Source organism: Methylocystis borbori (genome assembly GCF_036576025.1).
Lineage (GTDB): Bacteria > Pseudomonadota > Alphaproteobacteria > Rhizobiales > Beijerinckiaceae > Methylocystis > Methylocystis borbori.
In genome coordinates, this window is record NZ_JAZHYN010000028.1 from 12,318 (window position 1) to 33,333 (window position 21,016).

The window sequence follows — 21,016 nt, forward strand, 5'->3', positions numbered from 1 at the left end:
GCCGATGCCGACATTCAAATATCGCGCCTATAGCGCCGCGGGTGATCTACTCGAAGGAGAGATCGAGGCGAAATCGAGCGACGAGGCCGAGGAGACCCTGTTTCGGCGCGGCCTTACGCCCTTCGAAACGCGCGCGGCCGGCGCGGCGGCGCAGGGCCTGTTCGCCAGGCTCTCCTTCAAGCGGCGTAAACCGAGCGCCGCCCAGATCGCCTCCTTCACCCGCGAATTCGCGACCCTGGAGGTCGCCGACGTGCCGCTCGACCAGAGCCTGCGCATTCTCTCGGCGCAAAGCGCTAGTCCCGCGCTGCGCGACCTCGTGCAGGAGATGCTCGCGCGCATCGTCGATGGCGCGTCGCTCTCCGACGCCCTGTCGCGCCGGCCGGACATCTTCAGTTCCGAATATGTCAATGTCGTGCGCGAGGGCGAAACGGTCGGCAAGGTCGGGACCGCATTGAACGATCTCGCCGACATGCTGGAGCGCGAACTCGAATTGCGCGCGCGAATCCAGAGCGCGCTTGTCTATCCGGCGCTGCTCATCACGCTCGCCGTCATTTCGACCGGCGTCGTGCTCGGCTCGCTCGTCCCGAGCATCGCGCCGATTTTCGTCGACAATGGCAAGGAGATGCCGGCCGGTCTGCAATTCATCCTCAACCTCGAAGACAATGCCGGGACGATCGGCCTCTGCATCGCCATCCTGATTGGCGCGCTGCTGCTCCTTCGCAAGATGGCGCAGACGCGTTTGTCCTGGCGAATCGCGATCGCTCGTTTTTATCTGCGCATTCCCGTGGTCGGGTCTTTGCTCGCGCAATTCTCGACGGCGCGTTTCGCGCGCACGCTCGGCTCCATGCTCAAGGCGGGCGTGCCGCTGCTGCAGGGGTTGGAAAGCGCGCGCGCGGCCGTCGTCAACGCTTTTTTCAACCATGAGCTCGCCGGCGTCATAGAGGCGGTGCGCGGCGGCGCCCATCTCAGCGCGGCGCTGGGCGGCGTTCCCTATATTCCGCCTGTGGCGCCGCAGATGATCTCGATCGGCGAGGAGACGGGCCAGCTCGACGATATGTTGCTGCGCATCGCAACCATGTTCGAGCGGCAAGGACAGCGCGCCATCGAGCGCGCCATGGGCTTGCTCACGCCGACGCTCACGATATTGATCGCCGCCGTCGTCGGCGGATTGATCATGACGGTGATGGACGCGGTGCTCGGCGTCAACGAGCTCGCGGTGAAGTAATGGCGCGACTTCGTCGCCTCTCGCGGCGCGGCGCGGGCTTCACCCTGCTCGAATCGCTCGTCGTTCTCGCGCTTATGGCGCTCTTTGCGGGCATGGCGACGCAATTGCTGCGGCCGCCGTCCGGCCGACTGCGGCTCGAAAGCGCTACGCGCTCCCTATGCGCGAGTCTGCGCGCGACCCGCGCCCGCGCCATCGCGACCAACGCCGAGTCGGCGGTCCTTTTCGACCTCGATCGCAAGAGCTATTCCTCCCCCGTCGGCGGAGAGGGGAAACTGCCGGCGGACGCACAGATTTTCCTTGAGATCGCGCATACGCAGCAATTGACCGACCGCCTCGGCGCGATCACTTTTTTCGCCGACGGGACGTCGACAGGAGGCGACGTGACGCTGGTGACGCCGCAGGCGCGCGCGACCATCGGCGTCAACTGGCTGACCGGCGAAGCGACATGCGCGCTCGGCTGAAATCGAGAGAAGGATTCACGCTGATCGAGGCGCTGGCCGCCTTCGCCATCCTCGCGCTCGCTCTCTCGCAGCTTCTCTTGGGAGTCAGCGGCGGCGCCCGCAACGAGGCGCGCGCCGATTTTCTGCTGCGCGCCACGCGTCAGGGCGCTTCGCATCTCGACATGCTCGGCGTTGAGGGACCAGCGCCTTTCGGCGCGACGACCGGCCGCTACCCGGACGGACAGCGCTGGAAGCTCTTCGTCGTCCCGGGCAAAAACATCGACGGACCGACCGGAGAGCCCATCGCGACGAGCTTTCACGCGCGGCTCGTCATAGAGCGCCCTACGGGCTATGGCGAAACGACGACCCTTTCGACGTTCAAGATCGCGCCGCCGATGAGGCCGAAGCAATGAAACGGCCCGCGGCCAACGGCTTCACCCTTCTCGAATTATTGCTCGCCGTCAGCCTGATGGCGCTGATCGTCGGCTCGATCATGGGCGGCATCGGCCTCGGCCGCCGCGCATGGGAGACGAGCCATGCGAGTGAAGCGCTCGATGAGGTCGAAACCGCCGCGCGCGGCGTCGCCCGCCTCCTCGCCCACAGTTTTGCGGCGGCGCCCGATACGCGGATGGGGGCGCCGACGCAGATGGTTTTTCAAGGAAGCCGGGAGGGATGCCGCTTCATCGCGCTGAGCGAGGGCGGCGCGCAATGGGGCGGCCTCCTCGTCGTCGAGATTGGCGGCGACGGGACGGACCTCGCCGTCTGGACGCGCGTCTACCGGCCTCTTGAGGCCGTGGAGCTCAAACGAAACGGGATGCAAAAAACCGTGCTGTTGAAGGACCTCGCCTCCTTCGAACTCGCTTTTTTCGGATTGTCGCAGGAAGCGAACAGTCCCGGCTGGAGCCCGAACTGGAACGACGCGAATCTTCCCCGACTGGTTTCGATCAGGATCGGCGCCTATCGTCTCGGCCGGGTGATCGAGGCCGTGACGACCGTCGCCCTACCCCAATAGAAGCGCAAAAAAGTTGGTGGACTTTTTCGGGGAGAGCTAGCTCCACCTTATTGATTTTAAGTAAAATCTTATCGATCGGCCTGTCTCAGCCCATTTCCAACGGCCCGACCGCCCAGGCGAGCCAAAGCCCCAAGGCGAGATGAGGCCCAAAAGCGATCGGCTCGCGCGGGTTTCGCAGCAATCCTCGCGAGGCTGCGAGCGCGGCGGCGATAAGCGCCGACAGCGCCGCGTAAATCAGGCAGCTCGGCAAGCCGGCGAATCCGAGCCACAGGCCGGCCGCGCCAAAAAGCTTGGCGTCGCCCTCTCCGACGCCGGGCGTTCCGCGCAACGCCTCATAGCCGCGCCCGAAGAGGCGCAGCGCCGCGAAGCCCGTCGCCGCCGCCGCGAACCGGTTTACGGCCTCCTCCGGCGCGCTCGCCAGGATCGTCGCTGCGCCGGTTAAGGCCAGAAACACGACGGGGCCGTCCGGGATGACGAAATAGCGCGCGTCAAAGAGCGAGACGAGGCAAAGGGCCGTAAAGAGCGCAAGGCTGGGTAAGACAAAAAGCCGCAACTCGCCAAGTTCGGCGAAAAGGCGAAAGAGCGCGAGAAACGCCGCCCATATTGCGGGCGTAAGCACAATTCCCTCGCCCCGCGCGCATAGGGCCTCCCAAGCCAAGGGGGCGAGCGCGCGACGCCGACGCGCGCAATGAGGAGACAGGCTCAAAAAGCCGCTGCGCGCGGCCAAATTTGAACTTGTTCCGACCTCGCTTCGCAACGCGATCCTTCCGTCAGCGCGAAATAATTTAATCTCTCGTCATATCAGCCGCTTATTCGTCAATCGGCGCCTGTTTCGCGAGTCATATCGACCAAGCCTTCGGGCGCCTCGCGTTTGGCTCGGCGTGACCGGCCCGTTTCCTTGCCTATCGCGATAAATCAAAGTACTCAACAAGGAGACCTCGGGCGGCGATCGCCTGTCGTGACGAAGCCTTTGCGAAAGTGTTAAATCGGACCGAGGCTTGGTTCGCGCCGAAGTCAAACGCGGGTTGTGTCGATTTGCGTCTTTTCCTTCGAGTGTCTGCTCTGGCCGCCGCCGCCAGCGTCGCGGGATGCGAATCTTCGACAATGGGCGGACCGCCGATCGCGGAATGGAATGTCGAACCCGTTCAGCGCGCTCCGCGAGGCTCCGGCGGCGGCGGCCCCAATGCGGTGTCGCTGTCGCGATCGCCCTCCGGCCGCACGATCGTCTCGCCCGGAACGGGGAAGTTCATCGGCTCCGTCAGCAACCGCGCGAATTCGCCCGAACCTGCGGGTGAGGATGGCGTCACCCTCAATCTCGTCAACCTCCCGATATCCCAGGCGACGAAAATCGTTATCGGCGACATTCTCGGCGCCGATTTCGTCGTCGACCCCAAGCTCGATGGCAAGGTGACGGTCCATACCGCCAATCCGGTGCGTAGAAGCGTGGCGCTCGATCTCTTCCAGTCGGCCTTGCGCGTCTCTGGCGCCGCTGTGGTCAAATCCGGCGGCATCTTCAAGGTGGTTCCCGCCGATCAGGCGGCCACCTCAGGCGAAATGATCACCGGCGACCCCGTCTCCCCGACATCGCAGCCGCTCGGCGATTTGGCGCGCGTCGTGCAGCTTCACTACGTATCCGCTGCGGACATGAAACGGGTGCTGGAGCCGATCGCCGCGCGAGGAACCATCGTGCGCGCCGACGACGCGCGCCAGACGCTAACCCTCAGCGGCTCGGCGCAGGACATCGCGACGCTTCAAGACGCCATCAGCATGTTCGACGTCGATACGATGCGCGGCATGTCCTTCGCGCTCGTGCCCGTGCGCAGCGGCGACGCCGACATGCTGGCGGAGGACTTGAGAAACGTCTTCGGCTCGGAAAAGGAAGGACCGATGAGCGGCATGATCCGCTTCATCGGCAATAAGCGGCTTTCGTCCATTCTCGTCATTTCCTCGCAACCCGAATATCTCGCCCGCGCGCGCTCCTGGATTCAAAAGCTCGACGCGCGCGCCGAGCACAGCGAGAAACAATTTTTTACCTACCGCGTCCAGAACCGTCCCGCGCAAGAACTCATGGTCGTGCTGACCTCCCTCTTCGGCGCCAAGGGCCAGCAGGATTCGGGCGTATCGCCTCGCTTCGGAACGGCGGCGCTGTCCTCCGGCGACAACTCGATGGGAGGCGGGCAGTCCTCGACAAGCCCGCTCGGCGCCCTGTCCGCGAGCGGCGGCGCCGGGTCCGGAAGCGCCGGCGGTTTGGGCTCAGGCGGATTAGGGAGCGGCGGCGGCCTTGGAAGCGGCGGTTTGGGCGGGTCGTCGAGCAGCGGCGGCCCTTTGGGGTCGGGAACCGGCACCGGCGGCCCCAGCGGCTTCAGCGTGCCCGGGGGACCGCAATCCTCGTCGGCCGCGGCTCCCACGCCGGCGGTTTCGCTCGACAATGACCGCTATAAGGTCGGCGTCGATCCGGCCAAGAACGCACTCGTCGTCATGGCGACGCCCGAGGACTATCGACGCATCCAGCAAGTGATCGAAACGCTCGACGTCCTTCCCAACCAGGTGTTCCTCGAGGCGACCATCGCCGAAGTGAAGCTCAACGACACACTGCGCTTCGGCGTCCGCTGGTTCATGCAAAACCATTCCAATCTTTTTGGCTTCAGCACGACCGGCAACCAGACAGGGCCAGCGGCGAATACGATACTCGGCCAGAATCTTCTCGGGACCAATGTCGCGGCGAATTTCCCCGGCTTCGCATACGCGTTCCGCGCGCTCAACCAGCAGGTGACGCTGAACGCGCTGAATGCGATCACCGAGGTGAACGTCATTTCGACGCCGTCGCTGACCGTGCTCGACAACCGCGAAGCGATGCTACAGGTCGGCGATCAGATCCCGGTGCAAACGCTCACCAGCGTGTCCGCCATCGGCAATACGTTCAACTCGGTGAACTACACCAATACGGGCGTCATTTTGAAGATCACGCCCCATATCAGCGAGAGCGGCCGCGTGATGCTCGAACTCGAACAGGAAGTCTCGAACGTCGATCCCAACACGCCGCCGGGAAGCACCACGCCGACCATTCAGCAGCGCCGAGTTAAGACTCAAGTGGTCATCAACGACGCGGAATCGCTGATGCTCGGCGGCCTCGTCAAGGATCAGCGCGGCCGCGCCGCCTCGCAATTGCCCGTCGTCGGCGACGTGCCGGTCGTCGGCAATCTGTTCAAGGACAAGGGCGACGCCGTCGACAAGACCGAACTTGTCATCATGATTACGCCGCATGTCGTGCGCTCGCTGAATGAGGGGCGAGAGATCACCGAGGAATTCAAGCGCAAGCTGCTCGACATTTCGACGCGGGCGATCGGCCGGCCGCATGATATCGAGCAATCGACCCGGCGGACCCTGCTCGATCCCTGGTCTCACAGCCCCTGGCGCGCGGATCGCGAATCCCGGTGAGGGTCAGCAAGCCGGAACGCCTGCCCCGTTTGTCGCGATCATCTCGCGAAGCCGATCGACATATTTCGATTGCCCGCGGCGCATTTCCTTGATCGCGAACGGCTTGCCGCTCGTAGGCGACAGGTCCAGGATCGCGTCCTTGGCGGCAGTCTGGCCCGTCGCAAGCAGCGCCTCGACATGGATGAGGAAGGCGCTCTGGCCGCCTTGCTGATTGAACTGCGCCGGAAAACGACGATCGTCGCGATCGAGAGCATTGGGATAAGGGACGGCGCGTAAAGCCTGCACGTCGGCGAGCCGAAAACCCGCAAGAGCGGCGAATAGCGCGGGCGGACTCGCCCGCGCATCGACGCCCGCGTTGCGCGAATGCGTTGTCACGAAGGGCGTCAGATCGCGAAACAGCGCCGGATTGACGCCGTCCACCTGATCGAGTTCGAGGACCGTCTCGAAGGGCGCCTGCTTGGGCGCGAAGGGCTTGTCCGAAGGAGGCGGCCGATCCTGCTTGCCGAGGAGGGCCGCCGGCGTACGAAACGCGACAATAGCCTGAGCGAGAGACTTCGCGGCGCGGGCTTCGACGCCCAGACCGGCCAAGGTCATCTCCAGCAATTCAGGCGAAGCGGCGTTGAGATCGACCTTGCCGGCCTCATCTTCGATGGCGACCGCGATCGCCGCCCCTTCATAGACGCAATAATGCGGCGCGCCGGCATAGGCGGGCGCGTTCCGCGGCGGGGCGACGTTCGCGTTCTTTTCGGCGACCAGGGTCAGCATCGCGAGATTGATGACCCCGTCGGCGATATAATTCGCTTGCGTCGCGCTCGCGATATTATGCGCCGTCTGCAAGCGCAGACGGCCCGTCTTCATGAAGGAGAGGACGAGGAGCGAAATGACGCCAACGCCCCAGATAACGGCAAGAAGCGCGAAACCCGCGCGTTTCCTTTTTCTTCGCGTCTCTGCGAGGCCCGGCGCGTCCGTCATTTCCCCTGAGCGGGACCGCGCGCGATCGACGCCGAGCCGCCTTCGCGGCCTTCGGGACCGAGCGAGCCGATGTCATAGGGGCTGGTCTGCCCGGGCGCGCGATAAAGATAGGCGTGTCCCCACGGGTCCTTGGGCACGCTCGCCGTTTTGAGATAAGGCCCGCTCCAGGAGGAGACCCCCGCAGGCCGTTGCACCAGCGCGGTCAAGCCTTCCTCGGTCGAAGGGTAGCGCCCGGCGTCGAGATAGAAGAGATCGAGCGCGCTCGCGAGATTCTCCATTTGAATCTGGGCGGTCTTCACTTTCGACTCCGACAGGTAATTCAATACGCGCGGTCCGACGAGCCCGACGATCGAACTGATGATGGCGAGCACGACGAGCATTTCGACAAGCGTGAAGCCCGCGCGTCGGCGCTGCGCGCGAAAGACGCGCCTGCGTCGCGCGACGCAGGCCGCTTTTGGAAAATCATGGCCGATGCTCTTTGCGACGCTGCGCATTCTATGCCCCGTCTCGTGCAGAAATTCGAGCGCGATGCGCCCGATCGAAGGTCACTTTAGGCGCGGCCGATTCAAGCCGCAATAAAGGGTCCTGGATCACGCCGCATTTGGGCGAAATCACCCGAATGCGGCGCGCGCAATTCCAAAAGTTTAGAGCGCGCTTTGGGCGTAAAGCCGGATCCCACGCAGCGCGCTCTAGAGTTCGACATAGACGTCGCAGCCATAGACGGACGTCGGAAGGCCGGCGGGGTCCTGGATCATGTTCCAGCATTTGCCGACCCCGGCGATCATTCGATAAATAAAGACGCCTTCAGGTTCGACGACGCGCCTTTCAGGCGCCTTTTGACGGCCGAGATAGTTGAAATAGGAAACCGCGATGTCGTCGCGGCAACGATAGAGCGTGCCGCGATCCAACAGAAACACGCTGGCGCGATCCTTCGCCTGACTGATGCAATAGGAATAATGCGTGAGCGCCTCCGGCCTCACGCTGATCTGCGCGGGCGCGGGCGCGGCGCAGATGGCCAGGCCGCCGCTCAGCGAGAGGCGCAAAACATTATCTCTCGCGGTCGTGAGGCGAGACTCCAACATACGCTGGAGCGAAGGCCCTTTTGCAGGCGTCATGACCGTTTTTTAAAATGAAAAACAAGACAAGGCAATGAAAGCCGGCGCGCTTCCGGCGGCCCGGCTTTCGTCAGCCGCTTTTCGTCGACGCGTTAGGGCGCGACCGCGGGCAGCGTGTTGGCGACGGCTTGCGCCGCGGCGTTACTGACGCCGAGACAGGAAGGATGGCCAAACCCGCTCGGGCTGACGCCCATGCCGCCGTTTGGATTTGGGATGATGTCGAACACGATGTTATCGGGGCGGTCTGGCGGCGCGCCGACGCCGGCGATCGACTTCAGATGATCAAGATTGAGATATTTGCGAACGCGCCAGGCGATAAGGTGCTCGGCGCAGGAGGTGTCGCCGCTGACGCCGACGCCGCCGACCTTGACGGCGCCCCCGGCATAAAGGCCAAGGCCGCCCCCGAAGACATTGATGCCACCGATGACCTGGCCGATCATCGGATCGGCTCCCGTGCCATAGGCCGCCGTATTGATCGGACCCGTATAGACGAGGTTCCCGGTGTTGCTCGAGCCGCCGCTAAAGCCGCCGAACCCGCTCTGGTAAGCGCCAAAGCCGATTCTGTCGCCATAGGCTCCGGCCGCTGCAATGGGGTTGCTGTGCTGCAGACCATAAAGGCTGCCGCCGGGATTGACGGCGGCATAAAGATTGGCGGTCGACAAGGCGAGCTTGCCGTAAGCCAGAGGCGTTCCCGACCCTGAATTCTGCGTCTGACCGAGGCTGAGCGTGGCGGCGGTGTAAGCCTTTTGCGCCGACATAACGCGGCCGGCGAGCCACTGGCCCTGAACCGGATCGCCGCTCGAATTGGCGACGACGCAAACGACGCCGTCGGGAGCCACGATCGTCCCCCAAACATTGAGGCCGAGCGCGAGTCCGCCGCCATTGCCGGTCTCGCTGATCGCCACCCTGAGCGCGTTTTGAAGCTCCGGAACGGAAATGTTTGGACAAGCGGCGTTAGCGGCCAACACATGCGTGGGCAAGAGACAGGCTGCGGCGCCTGCAATCAATATATTGCGGACCATGACCCCTCCGGAAAACTGTCGACCTCTCGACGCCTGGCGCTCAAAGGCAATCGAGCGCCCGCAGGATGATCGTATTTAACGCGCTCAGCCGCCCCGCGGTTCCGCTTCTGGCCAACGGCCAGAGCCATCACGCCGACGAGGCGAGACGGGCGACCTGTTCGCGCAATTCGTCCTGAGCGTGCGCGAGATTGTCGCGCGCCGCCTCGGACCAGAGCTTTCGCGTTTCCGCGCGCCGGTAGAGCGCCTCGCCGCGCGCCGCGAAGGTCTCGATCATCTGCAGTCGGCCGAGACAGAAGAGCGGCTCCGGCACCCAGGAATATTCGAAACGCAGTTTTTCGAGATTCTCCTGGAACACGGACCACGGCGCCGCGAGCGACGACAGGTCGAGATCCAGAAAGAGATCGAGATCGCCCGTAAAGCCTGGATAATGCTCGGTCATCGCGCGCGCATCGAGATGGCCCGCCGTCGCCATGATGAGATCGCCGACCGCGTCGGCGTCGGCCTTCGCGAATGTTGAATGGCGCTCGAAAAGCTTGGCGCTGGCGCGCACATTCTCGGCGTCCGGACGCAGCGCGCCGTCGTCTTCCTGCGTCTCATAGACGGCGTCGTGCCAGAAGATCGCCGCGGCAAGGAGGTCCGGCCGCACGGCGAGCGTTTTCAGCTCATCGAGCTTGCCAAGAAGATCGGCGATATGGCTCCAGTCGTGGTAACTGCGCTGCGGTTCGCGATAGGCGGCGTCCAGCGTCGCGAAAGCGTCTACGTCGTGATGCGCGGCGAGCTGCGCCCAATAGGTCTGAATCGGATTTGAGATCATGCGCGAGCGGCGATCCTGGCGCTGGAGAGGAACCAATAACGCGTGCGAATTCACGGCAGGAAAGCGGTCGCGCGAAGACGGAAACGTCACTTACTCCCGAGATTCCATACCGAAGACCAACCTTCTTGCAACCCCTCCCGCGCCAGAGCCAAATATCGTTCCCCCAAAACGACATAGAGCGCGCTCCAGGGTCTGGGCAGCGTCTCCGCCAGCGTCGACGCGTGCGCCGCGGCGGCGTCAAATCTGCCCGCTTCATAGTCGCCCCGCATAAGGTCGTGGGCCGTGCGCCAGCGCACATACGCCGGGGATTTCGCGGTCTCCGCATCTCCGGCGAGGGCGAAGACGGCCGTCGCCTCGCTTCGGCCGACGACGCGGACCCGCCCGAGATCGAGCCAGGCGAAATCGGGGGCCGCCGCGCGGACGGCGCCGGAGACGACGATGTCGGTTTGAAAGGCCTTGCTCGCCCCTTCGAGGCGCGAGGCGAGATTCACCGTATCGCCCAGGATCGAATAGTCGAAACGGCGGATCGACCCCATATTGCCGACGCTACACGGGCCAAGATGCAGGCCAAGGCCCATCGCCGCCGCTTCGCTTCCCGGCTCCGCCTCGGCGCGGCGCGCATTGAGCGCCGCGAGCGCCTCGCGCATCGCCAGCGCCGCCGCGACAGCCTTGCGCGGATGATCGTCGATGTCGAGCGGCGCGTTCCAGAAGGCGAGCACCGCATCGCCCATATATTTGTCGACCGTGCCTTCCTGTTCGAGAATGGCGTCGGTCACGGGCGTCAGATAATCGTTCATGAAATGCGTGAGTTCGCGCGCGCTCAACCCTTCCGAAATGCCGGAGAAATTGCGCAGGTCGGAAAACAGTACGGTGAGTTCCCGCGTCTCGCCGCCCAGCACCAGGCGCTCTGGATGCTCGGCGAGCCGATCGACGACGGCGGGCGCGACGAATTTGCCGAAGGCCTGGCGCACATGGCGGCGCGACGCGGTTTCGGCGCGCCACAGCGTCACCGCGCCGAAGAGATAGCCGCAAAGAATCGCAAGGCTCGGATAGGCGGGGTCGAGCAGCAGCCCGTGACGGTCGAAGAGATAAAACGAACCCGCGAAGAGCGCCGCGACGGCGAGCGGCGCGGCGGCGGCGGAGAGCGCCAGCGGCGCGACGAGCAGCAATCCCATGACGAGCAGCAGGGCGATGAGGGCGACGACGAACTCCAGTCCCGGCGCCCAGTCCGGCCGCGCGAGCAGCGACCCCGAAGCGATGGACTCGACGATCTGCGCATGCACGTCGACGCCGGGGACGACCGGCTCCAGCGGCGTCGCGCGCACGTCGCCAAGCCCCGTCGCCAGCGCGCCGACGAAAATGATGCGGCCCTCGATCTCCTCGCGCGGGACGCGCCCTTCGAGCACGGCCCTGACGGAAAGATCGCGCGCGGCGTCGGTGCGCGAATAGCGCGGCCGCACTTCGCCGTTCGGGCCCGTCGCGATCTCGAAGGCGCCGACCTTGATGGCGTTCACGCCTGTTTCCTTGCCAAAGGCCGTCTGACCGCTGGCGTTCGAGGAGCGCACGACGATGGCGCGCTCGCCTTGCGCCACCCGCAAGGCCTCGAGCGCCAGCGACGGAATGATCGCGTCGCCGACCCGCACGATAAGGGGCACGCGGCGCACGATCTGGTCGTGATCGGGCAGCCAATTCGTCGCGCCGAGCCCTTGCGCCGCTTGGAGAAGCTGCGGCGCGGGACCCACCCCGCCGGCGAATGAAACCAGAAAGGGCCCGGGATGGTCGCCGGCGATCACGAAGCCGGCTTTCGGCTGCAGCGGCGCGCCGACCGCATCGGTCAGCGTCGCGCCGAGCGACGCGGGGGCCTCGTCCAAAGCCTGTGCGAAGATCTGATCGCCGCTCGGCGCCCTGGCGACGAGCTTTTCGATCTCGGCGCGGGCGCGCGCGTCCGGAATCGCGTCGATCAGACGCTCGGCGCCGCTTCGATCCGCTTCGGCAAAAATGAAATCGAAGGCGATCGACGCCGCGCCGAGGTCGCGCAGACGATCGACCAATTGGGCCAGCCGCGCGCGCGGCCATGGCCATTGCCCGTAAGCCTTGAGGCTTTCCTCATCGACGCCGATGACCCGCGCCGGCGTCTCGGGATCATAGGCTCGCGGCGCGAGGCGCTGAAAGGTGTCGAAGATGAAATTGCGCAGATCGTCGAGCGCGCGCGGCTGGGCGACGCCCCAGGGGAGGATAAGAGCCGCGGCGGCGGCGAGCGCGAAAAGATAGGCGGGCCGCCGTCTCAGCATTCTTCCCGCTCGCTATGCAGGAGCCGCCGCAAGGAAACGCCCCTGCGGCGTTCTGGCGTCACGCGCAGGATCGCCGCCGCCGCAACCGCCCCCGCTTTATTCGCCGCCTTGGCCGCCGCCGCCATGATGACCGTGATAACCGTGGCCGCCGCCTTCGCCGCCATGGCCGCCGTGGCCATGATGGCCGTGGCCGCCGCCTTGCCACGGCGGGCAATACTCACCCTGTTGCTGCGGCGTCGCCGGCGGCAAAGGACTGGGCTGATTGGCCACATTGGCGCGGCTCTGCACGATGCTGTTGCCCGCCCAGAACGGGTTGAGCGCATCGAGGCCGGGCGGCGTCACGACATCCGGCGGACGAATATTACCAAGCCGCAGATGCGCCTCTTCGCTCGTCGGCTGCGTCTTCACGCCGCCTTTCTGATTTTTTCCGCTTTCGAGCGACGCCAGCATCGCCGCGATGGTTGCGGGCGGCACCTTGAAGGGATCCGAGGCGGTACCGTCGTTCGACACGCAAACGCCGTAGCCCGAGCGCGTTAGCGTCTGCCCGCCGACGTCGATGACGCCATATTGATGCACGACGAGCGTGCCGCATTGGCCGCCGATCTGAATCATGGCCGAGCCGCCGCGCACCCCGATCGAGGCGGTGGGCGTGCGCAGCTTGGCGCCGGCGTCGTGGCTGACGCCGCCGCCGACGAAACGCATCACGCCCTTCGCCATCGAGACGCCCTGGCGGCCGCCGCTGCCGCTATAGAGGAAATCGTCGATCGTCACGGCGCTATTGCGGCCGATCGTCACTGTAGAGGTGTCGTTGAAGACGATCTGCGCGCTGCCCTCGGGGCTGGTTTCGACGCGCTCGCGCTTCTGCACGCCGAGCCCGACCGACAGCGACCGCTTCGACGCGCCGGGCGGCGTGCCATGCGCCGTTTGATTGACCGCGCCGACATTGCCGACGACTTCCGCGCAAGCGGGCGCCGCGACGAGCGCAAGGATCGCGGCTGAGGCGAAGGCGTGAAGCTTCTTCATGGTCCTTCTCCGTCAGAATTTCGCCGTCGGTCCGAAAGTGACGGACACGTTTTGCGTCTTGAAATTCGGGATGTTCGAATCGTTGCGGGCGAATTCGAGATTGCCGGTGAAGCCGAATGTCGCGGTGATCGGCGCATCGAGCATGATGCCTTCGATCCAGGCCACGTCGCGCCGCGCCACGCCAAAATTGACCAGCGGATTGGCGGCCTCGAAGGCAAGCTGCGTGAAGCGCGCATAAGGCGCGATCGTCCATTTGCGCGGAATGATGGGGAGCGGCGGATCGACCTCGAGCCGCAGCAGAGCCTGCACGTCCACCTGGTTCGACGATTGTTGCGCATTGCCCGCCCCGGCATGCGAATAAGCGACGCGGCCTTCGAGCTTGATGTCGTTAAAAATGCCGTAGGTGCCGCCGAAATAGCCGGTGATGACGTCGCCCGTGGCGAGCGTCGACAAGGTGGAATAGGGCGAGACGCCGAAGAAGCTCCGCCCCGGATCGACCCAAAGCGAGCGCCACTCGAAACCGGGCTCGAGCCAGAAGTCCTCGGCGAATTGCGCCCGCAGGTTGAGGCCCGCGCCGCCCGTGTTGAGATAATTGCTGGAGCCGAGCATCGCCACGGCGCCCGTCAGATAGGGCTTCACCGAAAGCCCCTTATAGAAATCCGGCGCAAAAAAGATGCGCGGGCCGATCGAGCCGGAGAACAGCGCGATGCTGTATTCCGGCAGACGGAATTGTTGCGTGGCGTAGCCGGTCACGCGCGTCTCCAGCATGTCTCCCCGCCCGTTCTCGAAGTCGAGATCGTGCGCCGCCTGCACAAGCTGGAAACTGTTGATGTCGCTCTTTCTCGGCTGGCCCGAGGCGACGCCGACGCCGCCCACCTGAAACAGATTGTTGGCCGGGAAGAAATTGGCGTTCGACTGCGCGCGCAGACCGACATGCAAGCGCAGATAGAGCCTGTTCGACTCGTTGCGTTTCTCGATGTCGGGCAGTTGCGCCTCGATCTGCGCCGTCTGAACCGGATCGAGCCCACCCTCGCCCAACGCCTTCCGCAGATGCTGCGCGGAGACTTCATAGGCGCCGAGTCGGGCGTAGAGGAAGCCGAGCTCCTTGCGGGCGCGGCCGAGATTGGGATTGAACATCAGCACGCGCTCGAGCGCGCCGATCCCCGCCTCGTAATCGCGCAACTCCGTCGAGACCAGCACGTAGCGATAGGTCGCGTCGTAATCCGTGGGATGGGTCTGGATATGGGCCGCGAGCCGAGCCTGTTCGGCGCGCAGGTCTTCATCCGCCGAAGCGGGCGCGATGAAAGCGAGAGCGGCGAAAAAAGCGCCGGCGATCATCGCCCCTGTTTTATATGCAACCATATATGACAAGCTCCCATCGAAATCGGAGAGGGCGCTTAAACGCCCTGCATGGCGAAGCTGGATCGAAGCTGACTCATGTGGCGCGGGGGCGCAACTTAGCGCCGAATTGCGGCTCCCAGCATCGCCTTGTTTGGCATCCATATGATTATCAATGGATATACGCCTGTTGGGCGAGCGCCCACCGCGCGTTGCGGCGCGCCGTCGCCATAATTGTCGATGAAACAAATTCAGAGTGTTGCGACTAAACCACAGCGCCCTTGGCTCAAACGTGCGCCGGCGTCGCGCCATCGAAAAGCGCCACGACCTCGCCCGCGCCGATCGTCGCCTTCGCCGCGCCCGAGACGCTCCAGCCCATCCGGCGGCGCGGCGAAGAAACACGGCGGCGCAGATGCGCGGGAGAGCGGTCCTCGACGCGGGAAGCGCCCGGGGCGAACAGCCAGCGCAAGACGATCAGCAGATCGGCGGCGCGGCGCGCGGCTCCGATCTCCACGGCGTTGCGGATGTCGGCGACGACGCGTCCGCGCGCGGCGTCAAGGGACGCGGCCCGCCGATAACGGGAAAACATTCTGAAGTGCTTGTCGCCCGGGCTCACCCCGAGGACGATCTCATGGCCTTCGAGGCCGGCCATTTCGGCGCAGCGTTCGATCGGCGTCAATTCGGGAAGCATGGACCTCTCCTGGATCGCTGTTATTTCCGACGGGTCTTTCGACCCTTGTCGGCGACCATAGCGACCCTAGCCGCTCCTTCCTCGTCCGTTTGTGCGAGAACGCACATTAAAGGCTTTCATTGAGCGGCTTTCACTGCGCTTCGTTGAGCGCCTCCTGCACGCGTTTTTCGAGGACCGCCGGGCGTAGTAACACCAGCCCGCCACGGATTTTCTCCGCGAGGCCCTCGTCGATCATCGCCGAGAGCTCCCGGCTCACCTGCTCGCGGCGGCAGCCGATGCGCGCCGCGAGATCATGCTGAAAAGGCGGCGGCGAAACGATCGACTGGCCGGCGACGCCCTTGCGCGGCGCCGATAGGCGCAAAAGCTCCGAATAGAGCCGATGCTTGAGGTCGAGCACCGAACGCTCGAACAGACGGGTGTTGAGTTCGCGCACGCGCGAGGTGAGCATGCGGAGCAGACGCTCGCAGATTTCCGGCTCGCCGAGGACGATTTCCTTGAAAACCCCGGTCGGCACCAGCAGAAGTTCGGCGTTGGTGAGCGCGGTCACATTGGCCGAACGTTTCGCGCCGTCGATCGCCGCCATCTCCCCGAAAAATTTGCCGGGGCCGAAATCGCCGAAAATCATCTCCTTGCCGGCCGCCGTGCGAATGAGCACGCGCACGTCGCCGCTCACGATGAAATAGACGTCGCTCGAAGGGTCGTCGAAATCGAGCACCAATTCATGCTCTGCGTAGCGCTTGCGCGCGCATTGGCGCGCGAGCGCCTCGCCCCGCGCGGGATCGAGGCCGACAAAGAACGGAATTCCATCGAAAAGAGACAATTGGCGCTCCCGCTGTGAGCAATCGTGGCGAATATTGCCGCCAATCCTCTACCCAGTCGAGCGTCAATTGCCTCATCCAACTGGCGGAGGCGTCGACTTCGGGCGATGATGAAGGATGGGCGCGTTCCGGCTGGCGACCTTCAATCTCGAAAATCTCGACTGGTCGCCCGCCCGGCCGGAAGCTTTTGCGCGCCGGGCCGAGGCGCTGCGCCCGCTGCTCGAGGCGTTCGACGCGGACGTGCTTTGCCTCCAGGAAATCGATGCGCAACGAACGCATAAGCATGGCGCGCGACGATTCATCGCGCTCGACCTGCTGCTCGCGGGGACGCGCTATGCGGAATTTCACCGGACAACAAGCGTCAGGCCCGGCGGCGACGCGCCCGCCGACGTGCATAATCTCGCGATCCTGTCGCGCTGGCCGATCCGAGCGGGACGGCAGATTTATCACGACATCGTCGCCCGCTGGACCTGGCCGCCGCCGCGCGACAGCGACGGCTCGCAGCCCGAGCCGATCGAAATCGCCTGGGACCGCCCGCTGCTTTACGCATGCGTGGAGACGCCCGGCGGCTTGCTGCATGTCATCAATCTGCATCTGCGCGCCCCGCGCGCAGTTCCCGTGGCGACGGCCCGGGGCGTCGGGTCCAGCCGGGCGCAGATCGAGGGACAGTTCGTCGCGGCGCTCAAGCGCGAAGGACAGGCGCTCGAAGCGCGGCTTTTCGCCGAGACGCTCTTCGACGCCGAGCCCGACGCCAAAATCGCCATTTGCGGCGACTTCAACGCCGACGCGCATGACGCGCCGACGCGGATTTTGCGCGGCGGCCGCGACGAAGGGGAGGAGGCCGCGCGCGCGCTCGTCGCGCTTGAAGCGCGCGTCGCGCCCGAGCGCCGCTTCACCGTGATCCATGCTGGCCGGCCGACGCTGATCGACCATATTCTCGCTTCCCGCGCGCTCACGCAAAGCTGGCGCGAAACGACGATCTTCAACGACGGGCTGGAGGACGAAGTTTACGCAACGGACCCGATCGTCGGATCGCTTCATGCGCCTGTCGTCGCGCGCTTCGAATTTGAGGCGTGACGCGCTTTCGTTTATTGAATTGACGCATTTTCTACGCCGAACCGGCATCCACTTCGGCGGAAAATGCTCTAAGCGCCGGACGCTCTCAACTCAGCGGCAAGAGCGCGGGTTTTCCTTCAATCGAGACCTAGGGGCGCTCCCCGGCGCGAAAAGCCGCAACGGCGGCTCAAATCCGCGCGCCGTCCATGCCGATGCGGTGCATGAGATAGCATAGGCAATCCTGTTCGACGGCGCGCGGGTCGACGGTCAGCATGGCGGGAATCGCCGGGCGCGAGAGCCTGATTTCGCCGCCGGCGTAATCGAAATAATCGGGCGGGCTGTCCAGGCCGTCGCCGGGCGCGATATCGAGCCGCGCGTCTCCGGCGCCGAGCGCGCCGAAGGAGGCCCCCGCCTCCAATTCGCTGAAGTTCAAATGGTCGATGTCCGGGCGAAACAGGAAATCGGCCGGCGTTCCGTCGAATGAAAAGCTTGCCCCTGCCGGCGGCCGGACGATCGCGCAAGTGCGCAGCAAATCCACATCATGCGGCGCCGGCGCGTCATCGGACAGCTGCGAAACGGAAAGGCACGCCTCCAGCAACTCTGCCGCATGCGCCGTCGCCGAACTCTCCCCCGACTTGCCGCATTCGACGGTGACGGCGGGGCAAATTTCGGCGAAAGCGGCGGCGCAGGTGCCGAGCGGACGCTGGAAATGCACGACGATGCGCGAAAAGAGCTGCGCCAGCGCCACATATTTGGGCTCCAGCCTCGTGATGCAGCCATAATGCGGATTGAAGCCCGTGTTGTTGTGGATATCCACCGCCGCGAAGGGCTCGCGCTTTGCGACATAGTCGCAAATCCAGCCGGCCATCTGGGCGAGCGGATGGTGGGGGGTGAGCGTGCCCGGCCAGATGCGGTTGAAATCGCGCCCGCTTGGCAGCGTGCGCCGATGCGCCGCCGCCGCCTCGATATTGCCGATGAAGAGGATAAGCGACCGGCCGAAGCCGCGCGCAGCGCGCCGGCGCAATATTTCCTGCACGGCGGCGAGGCCGGTCGTCTCATTGCCGTGCAGCAGCGTCGAAACGAAGAGCGGATGCGGATCGCGGCCCGGAAGATCGAAAAGGCTTGGCCCCGGCAGGATTTCGGCGAGTCTATCGGCGGGACAATTCAGAAATTCCTCGGGCGGCCGGTCGAACACGGCGCAAGGCGCGTCAGTCACTTGCTCTCCTCATAGTCCCCATTGATGAACGGGTTCGCCGCTGCGCTGGCCCTCGCAATAGGCGGCCATCAGGGCATAGAACTCGCCGCCCCGCGCCTCAAGCGCCTTTCGCTGCCAGACGGCGCCCGTCTGCCCCGTCTGCACCCGCCCCTCGATCACGTCGAGAAAGCCGGATTCGGCCACGCCGAGATCGGCGAGCCCCTCGCGCGCGGCGGGAATGAGCCGCTCGGCGAGAAGCCGGTCGGCGGCGATTTCGCCCAGCCCCGGCCATTCGAGCCGCGCTTCGAGGCCGTGGCGCGCCGCGGCGTAGAAATTGCGCCTGGCGTCGGCGAATGCGAGGCCGCCCGTACCGCCGTCGCCGGCAAAGGCGAGCGCCCGCGCGAGGCCGAGATAAAGCGCGGCGTTGGCGATCATGTCAATGAAGCTCGGCCCCGCCGGCAGGATACGGTGCTCGACGCGAAAATGCGGCGCGCCATCGTCGTCGAAGCCGATCAGCGGCCGGTTCCAGCGCCAGATGACGCCATTATGCAGACGCAGATGCCGCATGGCCTCCGGCGGATCGTCGAAACCCATCGGGAGCAGCACGTCATAGTCACGCGCATTCTCCTCGAAGACTTCCATGAGGGAGAGCGTCGTATAACCCGACCCCATGCAGACGCGCGCCGGTCCCGGCGGCTTCACCGCCTGCTCGAAGAGCGGAATGCGCGTTTCCTCCCACAACGCCTTGCCGAAGAGGAAGGGCGCATTGCCGCACGCCGCGAGGATGGGGCCGGACGCCGCGATCGACGCGTTGTAATAGAGATGGGCGATATCCGCCGGCGCCTTCAGATGAATCTGAAAGGAGGTCGTCGCCGCTTCGAGCATCAGGTCGCGATGTTCGGAGAGGAGATGATCGCGCCCGGCGATGTCCACTTGCGTCGGCCGCCCGCCGCGCTGGCGCTGTATCTCCGCATTGAGCGCATAATAGCGATTGAGCGGCGATATATTGGCGAGCGTCAAATCCTCGTCGCGAAGGGTCGGGAGCGTGCCGATCATGACCAGATTGGCGTCGAGCCGATGCGCCACGCCATTGCAGGTCGCCCAAAGCGCCGTGAGCGCCTCATGGGCCCGCCGCAGCGTCTCAACTTCGAGCGGCAAGGGATCGCAGTTCAATTCGACATTGAAGCGCGAAAGCTCCGGAACGACGTAAGGATTGTCGAGCGTCTCCAACAAGCGCTGATTGATCGAGGACGGCGCATAATTGTGATCGACGATCCAGGTCTCGATCTCGAAGCCGAGCATATAGCCGGCGCGCGAAAATCTGCCTTGCGCGAAAAGCGTGCGCGCGAGATCGGTTTCCTGCGCAAGCCGATCGGCGAAGCGCGCCTTGTCGGCGCGCGTGAATCCGGTCGTCTCGATTTCCTCGCCCAATTTTCAGCTCCCAATGCTGCGCGGCGCCCTGCCCTAGCCCAAGGCGCGCCCTTTATGTAGCGCTCATCGCGCGGTCGCGTCAGGGGCGCCGCAAAGGGAGGCGGGACAGCCGGCAGCCCTTGCTTTAGATTGCGCCGCGACTTGCCAGATCGCGCTGTATTTTGGCCGAATCGCCCAAAGCAGATAACGTGATCCATTCCTAAAGTTTAGAGCGCGCTTTAGGCGAAAAACCGCATTCCACTTTTTCGCGAGCCGCGCTCTAGGAGCCCGATCTTGTCCGACATCGCCTATGTGAATGGAGCTTTCACGCCGCTCGCGGAAGCGCGCGTGTCCGTCCTCGACCGCGGCTTTCTCTTCGCCGACGGCGTTTATGAAGTCGCCGCCGTCATCGACGGAAAGCTGATCGACAATGAGGCGCATCTTGCCCGGCTCGAAAGATCGCTCGGCGAGTTGCGGCTTAAAAGTCCGGTCCCGCTCGCGCGCATCGCAGAGATCGAAGCGGAGCTCGTCGCAAGAAACGACGTCAAGGAAGGCATGGTCTATTTGCAGATCACGCGCGGCGCGGCGGAGCGCGACTTCGGATTCCCCAAGGACGCGGCGCCGACGCTCGTCGCCTTCTCGCAAAAGAAGAACATTCTTTCCTCGCCCGCCGCGCAAAACGGCGTGAAGATCGTCACCGTTCCGGATCTTCGCTGGGCGCGCCGCGACATCAAGAGCGTCGCTCTTCTCGCGCAGGTTCTGGCCAAGCAGGCGGCGGTCGAAGTCGGCTGTCACGAAGCCTGGATGGTCGACGCCGACGGTCTTGTCACCGAGGGCTCTTCATCGACCGCGTTCATCGTAACGAAAGGCGGCGCGATCGTCACCCGCCCCAATTCCCAGTCGATCCTTCCGGGCTGCACGCGCAGGGCCGTGCTGGCCCTCGCCGCCCGCGAAGGCCTGACGATCGAGGAGCGCAGCTTTTCCGTCGCCGAGGCCTATGACGCTGTGGAGGCCTTTCTTACCAGCGCCTCCAGTCTCGTGCTTCCCGTCATCGAGATCGACGGACGGCCAATCGGCGCGGGCGTGCCGGGAGAGAACGCGCGCGCGCTACGCCAGCTCTATATCGAATGCGCGATGAACGACGCGACCTAGTTTT

General features: G+C 64.7%; 20 protein-coding genes. 7 read left to right on the forward strand and 13 right to left on the reverse strand.

The window, feature by feature from the left end; genetic code table 11:
• The first annotated feature begins 4 nt into the window (after nucleotides 1–4).
• The 4 genes from V3H18_RS10450 to V3H18_RS10465 are packed head-to-tail and all read left to right on the forward strand — an operon-like array spanning nucleotide 5 to nucleotide 2,677.
• Nucleotides 5–1,225, forward strand: a complete 1,221-nt coding sequence (locus V3H18_RS10450) for a type II secretion system F family protein (protein ID WP_332081974.1) — start codon at nucleotides 5–7, stop codon at nucleotides 1,223–1,225.
• Nucleotides 1,225–1,686 carry a GspH/FimT family pseudopilin gene (locus tag V3H18_RS10455; RefSeq protein WP_332081975.1) on the forward strand — a complete coding sequence of 154 codons (462 nt, stop codon included), beginning with the start codon at nucleotides 1,225–1,227 and terminating at the stop codon, nucleotides 1,684–1,686. Before V3H18_RS10450 ends, V3H18_RS10455 begins: the two co-directional genes overlap by 1 nt.
• Nucleotides 1,671–2,078: a prepilin-type N-terminal cleavage/methylation domain-containing protein gene (locus V3H18_RS10460; protein WP_332081976.1), complete on the forward strand. Its 408-nt coding sequence runs from the start codon at nucleotides 1,671–1,673 to the stop codon at nucleotides 2,076–2,078. The genes V3H18_RS10455 and V3H18_RS10460 overlap by 16 nt, the downstream gene beginning before the upstream one ends.
• Nucleotides 2,075–2,677 (forward strand): prepilin-type N-terminal cleavage/methylation domain-containing protein, encoded by a 603-nt coding sequence (locus V3H18_RS10465; protein ID WP_332081978.1) that lies wholly within the window; start codon nucleotides 2,075–2,077, stop codon nucleotides 2,675–2,677. The genes V3H18_RS10460 and V3H18_RS10465 overlap by 4 nt, the downstream gene beginning before the upstream one ends.
• Nucleotides 2,678–2,762: 85 nt before the next feature.
• On the opposite strand, the gene V3H18_RS10470 is transcribed toward V3H18_RS10465, so the two are convergent.
• Entirely contained in the window at nucleotides 2,763–3,296 is a 534-nt protein-coding gene (locus tag V3H18_RS10470; protein ID WP_332081979.1) for an A24 family peptidase, read from the reverse strand.
• A gap of 485 nt (nucleotides 3,297–3,781) precedes the next feature.
• Between V3H18_RS10470 and gspD the strand changes: the two genes are divergently transcribed.
• Nucleotides 3,782–6,115: a type II secretion system secretin GspD gene (gene gspD / locus V3H18_RS10475; RefSeq protein ID WP_332081980.1), complete on the forward strand. Its 2,334-nt coding sequence runs from the start codon at nucleotides 3,782–3,784 to the stop codon at nucleotides 6,113–6,115.
• A 3-nt stretch (nucleotides 6,116–6,118) separates the two neighbouring features.
• On the opposite strand, the gene V3H18_RS10480 is transcribed toward gspD, so the two are convergent.
• The 10 genes from V3H18_RS10480 to V3H18_RS10525 all read right to left on the reverse strand — a co-directional run bounded on the left by V3H18_RS10480 (nucleotide 6,119) and on the right by V3H18_RS10525 (nucleotide 16,201).
• Nucleotides 6,119–7,087, reverse strand: coding sequence for a type II secretion system minor pseudopilin (locus V3H18_RS10480; RefSeq protein WP_332081981.1), 969 nt, complete (start codon nucleotides 7,085–7,087; stop codon nucleotides 6,119–6,121).
• Complete coding sequence (gene gspG, locus V3H18_RS10485) at nucleotides 7,084–7,581, reverse strand: type II secretion system major pseudopilin GspG (protein ID WP_332081982.1); 498 nt, start codon at nucleotides 7,579–7,581, stop codon at nucleotides 7,084–7,086. The genes V3H18_RS10480 and gspG overlap by 4 nt, the downstream gene beginning before the upstream one ends.
• 195 nt (nucleotides 7,582–7,776) lie before the next feature.
• Complete coding sequence (locus V3H18_RS10490; RefSeq protein WP_332081983.1) at nucleotides 7,777–8,169, reverse strand: hypothetical protein; 393 nt, start codon at nucleotides 8,167–8,169, stop codon at nucleotides 7,777–7,779.
• 125 nt (nucleotides 8,170–8,294) lie between these two features.
• Entirely contained in the window at nucleotides 8,295–9,107 is an 813-nt protein-coding gene (locus V3H18_RS10495) for a hypothetical protein (protein ID WP_332081984.1), read from the reverse strand.
• Between the two features lie 244 nt (nucleotides 9,108–9,351).
• Complete coding sequence (locus V3H18_RS10500) at nucleotides 9,352–10,038, reverse strand: HD domain-containing protein (RefSeq protein WP_332081985.1); 687 nt, start codon at nucleotides 10,036–10,038, stop codon at nucleotides 9,352–9,354.
• Between the two features lie 86 nt (nucleotides 10,039–10,124).
• Nucleotides 10,125–12,329 carry a CHASE2 domain-containing protein gene (locus tag V3H18_RS10505; protein ID WP_332081986.1) on the reverse strand — a complete coding sequence of 735 codons (2,205 nt, stop codon included), beginning with the start codon at nucleotides 12,327–12,329 and terminating at the stop codon, nucleotides 10,125–10,127.
• A 96-nt stretch (nucleotides 12,330–12,425) separates the two neighbouring features.
• The gene (locus tag V3H18_RS10510) at nucleotides 12,426–13,352 is read right to left on the reverse strand and encodes a FecR family protein (protein ID WP_332081987.1); all 927 of its coding nucleotides are present in this window, start codon (nucleotides 13,350–13,352) and stop codon (nucleotides 12,426–12,428) included.
• A 12-nt stretch (nucleotides 13,353–13,364) separates the two neighbouring features.
• Nucleotides 13,365–14,714 (reverse strand): tetratricopeptide repeat protein, encoded by a 1,350-nt coding sequence (locus tag V3H18_RS10515; protein ID WP_332081988.1) that lies wholly within the window; start codon nucleotides 14,712–14,714, stop codon nucleotides 13,365–13,367.
• A 262-nt stretch (nucleotides 14,715–14,976) separates the two neighbouring features.
• Nucleotides 14,977–15,381, reverse strand: a complete 405-nt coding sequence (locus V3H18_RS10520; protein WP_332081990.1) for a polysaccharide deacetylase — start codon at nucleotides 15,379–15,381, stop codon at nucleotides 14,977–14,979.
• Between the two features lie 130 nt (nucleotides 15,382–15,511).
• Complete coding sequence (locus V3H18_RS10525; protein ID WP_332081992.1) at nucleotides 15,512–16,201, reverse strand: Crp/Fnr family transcriptional regulator; 690 nt, start codon at nucleotides 16,199–16,201, stop codon at nucleotides 15,512–15,514.
• A gap of 115 nt (nucleotides 16,202–16,316) precedes the next feature.
• On the opposite strand from V3H18_RS10525, the gene V3H18_RS10530 reads away from it, so the two are divergent.
• Nucleotides 16,317–17,276, forward strand: a complete 960-nt coding sequence (locus tag V3H18_RS10530) for an endonuclease/exonuclease/phosphatase family protein (RefSeq protein ID WP_332081993.1) — start codon at nucleotides 16,317–16,319, stop codon at nucleotides 17,274–17,276.
• Between the two features lie 166 nt (nucleotides 17,277–17,442).
• On the opposite strand, the gene V3H18_RS10535 is transcribed toward V3H18_RS10530, so the two are convergent.
• Both V3H18_RS10535 and V3H18_RS10540 read right to left on the reverse strand, forming a co-directional pair.
• On the reverse strand, nucleotides 17,443–18,471 hold the full coding sequence (locus tag V3H18_RS10535; protein ID WP_332081994.1) for a M14 family metallopeptidase: 1,029 nt from the start codon (nucleotides 18,469–18,471) through the stop codon (nucleotides 17,443–17,445).
• Between the two features lie 9 nt (nucleotides 18,472–18,480).
• The gene (locus V3H18_RS10540) at nucleotides 18,481–19,881 is read right to left on the reverse strand and encodes a hypothetical protein (RefSeq protein ID WP_332081995.1); all 1,401 of its coding nucleotides are present in this window, start codon (nucleotides 19,879–19,881) and stop codon (nucleotides 18,481–18,483) included.
• Between the two features lie 273 nt (nucleotides 19,882–20,154).
• On the opposite strand from V3H18_RS10540, the gene V3H18_RS10545 reads away from it, so the two are divergent.
• Nucleotides 20,155–21,012 (forward strand): D-amino-acid transaminase, encoded by an 858-nt coding sequence (locus V3H18_RS10545; protein WP_332081996.1) that lies wholly within the window; start codon nucleotides 20,155–20,157, stop codon nucleotides 21,010–21,012.
• The last annotated feature ends 4 nt before the right edge of the window (nucleotides 21,013–21,016 follow it).

Bases quoted from the DNA above. Each gene is read 5' to 3' on its own strand.
- V3H18_RS10450 (WP_332081974.1), top strand. From the start codon at position 5: ATGCCGACATTCAAATATCGCGCCTATAGCGCCGCGGGTGATCTACTC.
- V3H18_RS10455 (WP_332081975.1), top strand. From the start codon at position 1,225: ATGGCGCGACTTCGTCGCCTCTCGCGGCGCGGCGCGGGCTTCACCCTG.
- V3H18_RS10460 (WP_332081976.1), top strand. From the start codon at position 1,671: ATGCGCGCTCGGCTGAAATCGAGAGAAGGATTCACGCTGATCGAGGCG.
- V3H18_RS10465 (WP_332081978.1), top strand. From the start codon at position 2,075: ATGAAACGGCCCGCGGCCAACGGCTTCACCCTTCTCGAATTATTGCTC.
- gspD (WP_332081980.1), top strand. From the start codon at position 3,782: ATGGGCGGACCGCCGATCGCGGAATGGAATGTCGAACCCGTTCAGCGC.
- V3H18_RS10480 (WP_332081981.1), bottom strand. From the start codon at position 7,087: ATGACGGACGCGCCGGGCCTCGCAGAGACGCGAAGAAAAAGGAAACGC.
- gspG (WP_332081982.1), bottom strand. From the start codon at position 7,581: ATGCGCAGCGTCGCAAAGAGCATCGGCCATGATTTTCCAAAAGCGGCC.
- V3H18_RS10490 (WP_332081983.1), bottom strand. From the start codon at position 8,169: ATGTTGGAGTCTCGCCTCACGACCGCGAGAGATAATGTTTTGCGCCTC.
- V3H18_RS10500 (WP_332081985.1), bottom strand. From the start codon at position 10,038: ATGATCTCAAATCCGATTCAGACCTATTGGGCGCAGCTCGCCGCGCAT.
- V3H18_RS10505 (WP_332081986.1), bottom strand. From the start codon at position 12,329: ATGCTGAGACGGCGGCCCGCCTATCTTTTCGCGCTCGCCGCCGCCGCG.
- V3H18_RS10510 (WP_332081987.1), bottom strand. From the start codon at position 13,352: ATGAAGAAGCTTCACGCCTTCGCCTCAGCCGCGATCCTTGCGCTCGTC.
- V3H18_RS10515 (WP_332081988.1), bottom strand. From the start codon at position 14,714: ATGGTTGCATATAAAACAGGGGCGATGATCGCCGGCGCTTTTTTCGCC.
- V3H18_RS10520 (WP_332081990.1), bottom strand. From the start codon at position 15,381: ATGCTTCCCGAATTGACGCCGATCGAACGCTGCGCCGAAATGGCCGGC.
- V3H18_RS10530 (WP_332081993.1), top strand. From the start codon at position 16,317: ATGGGCGCGTTCCGGCTGGCGACCTTCAATCTCGAAAATCTCGACTGG.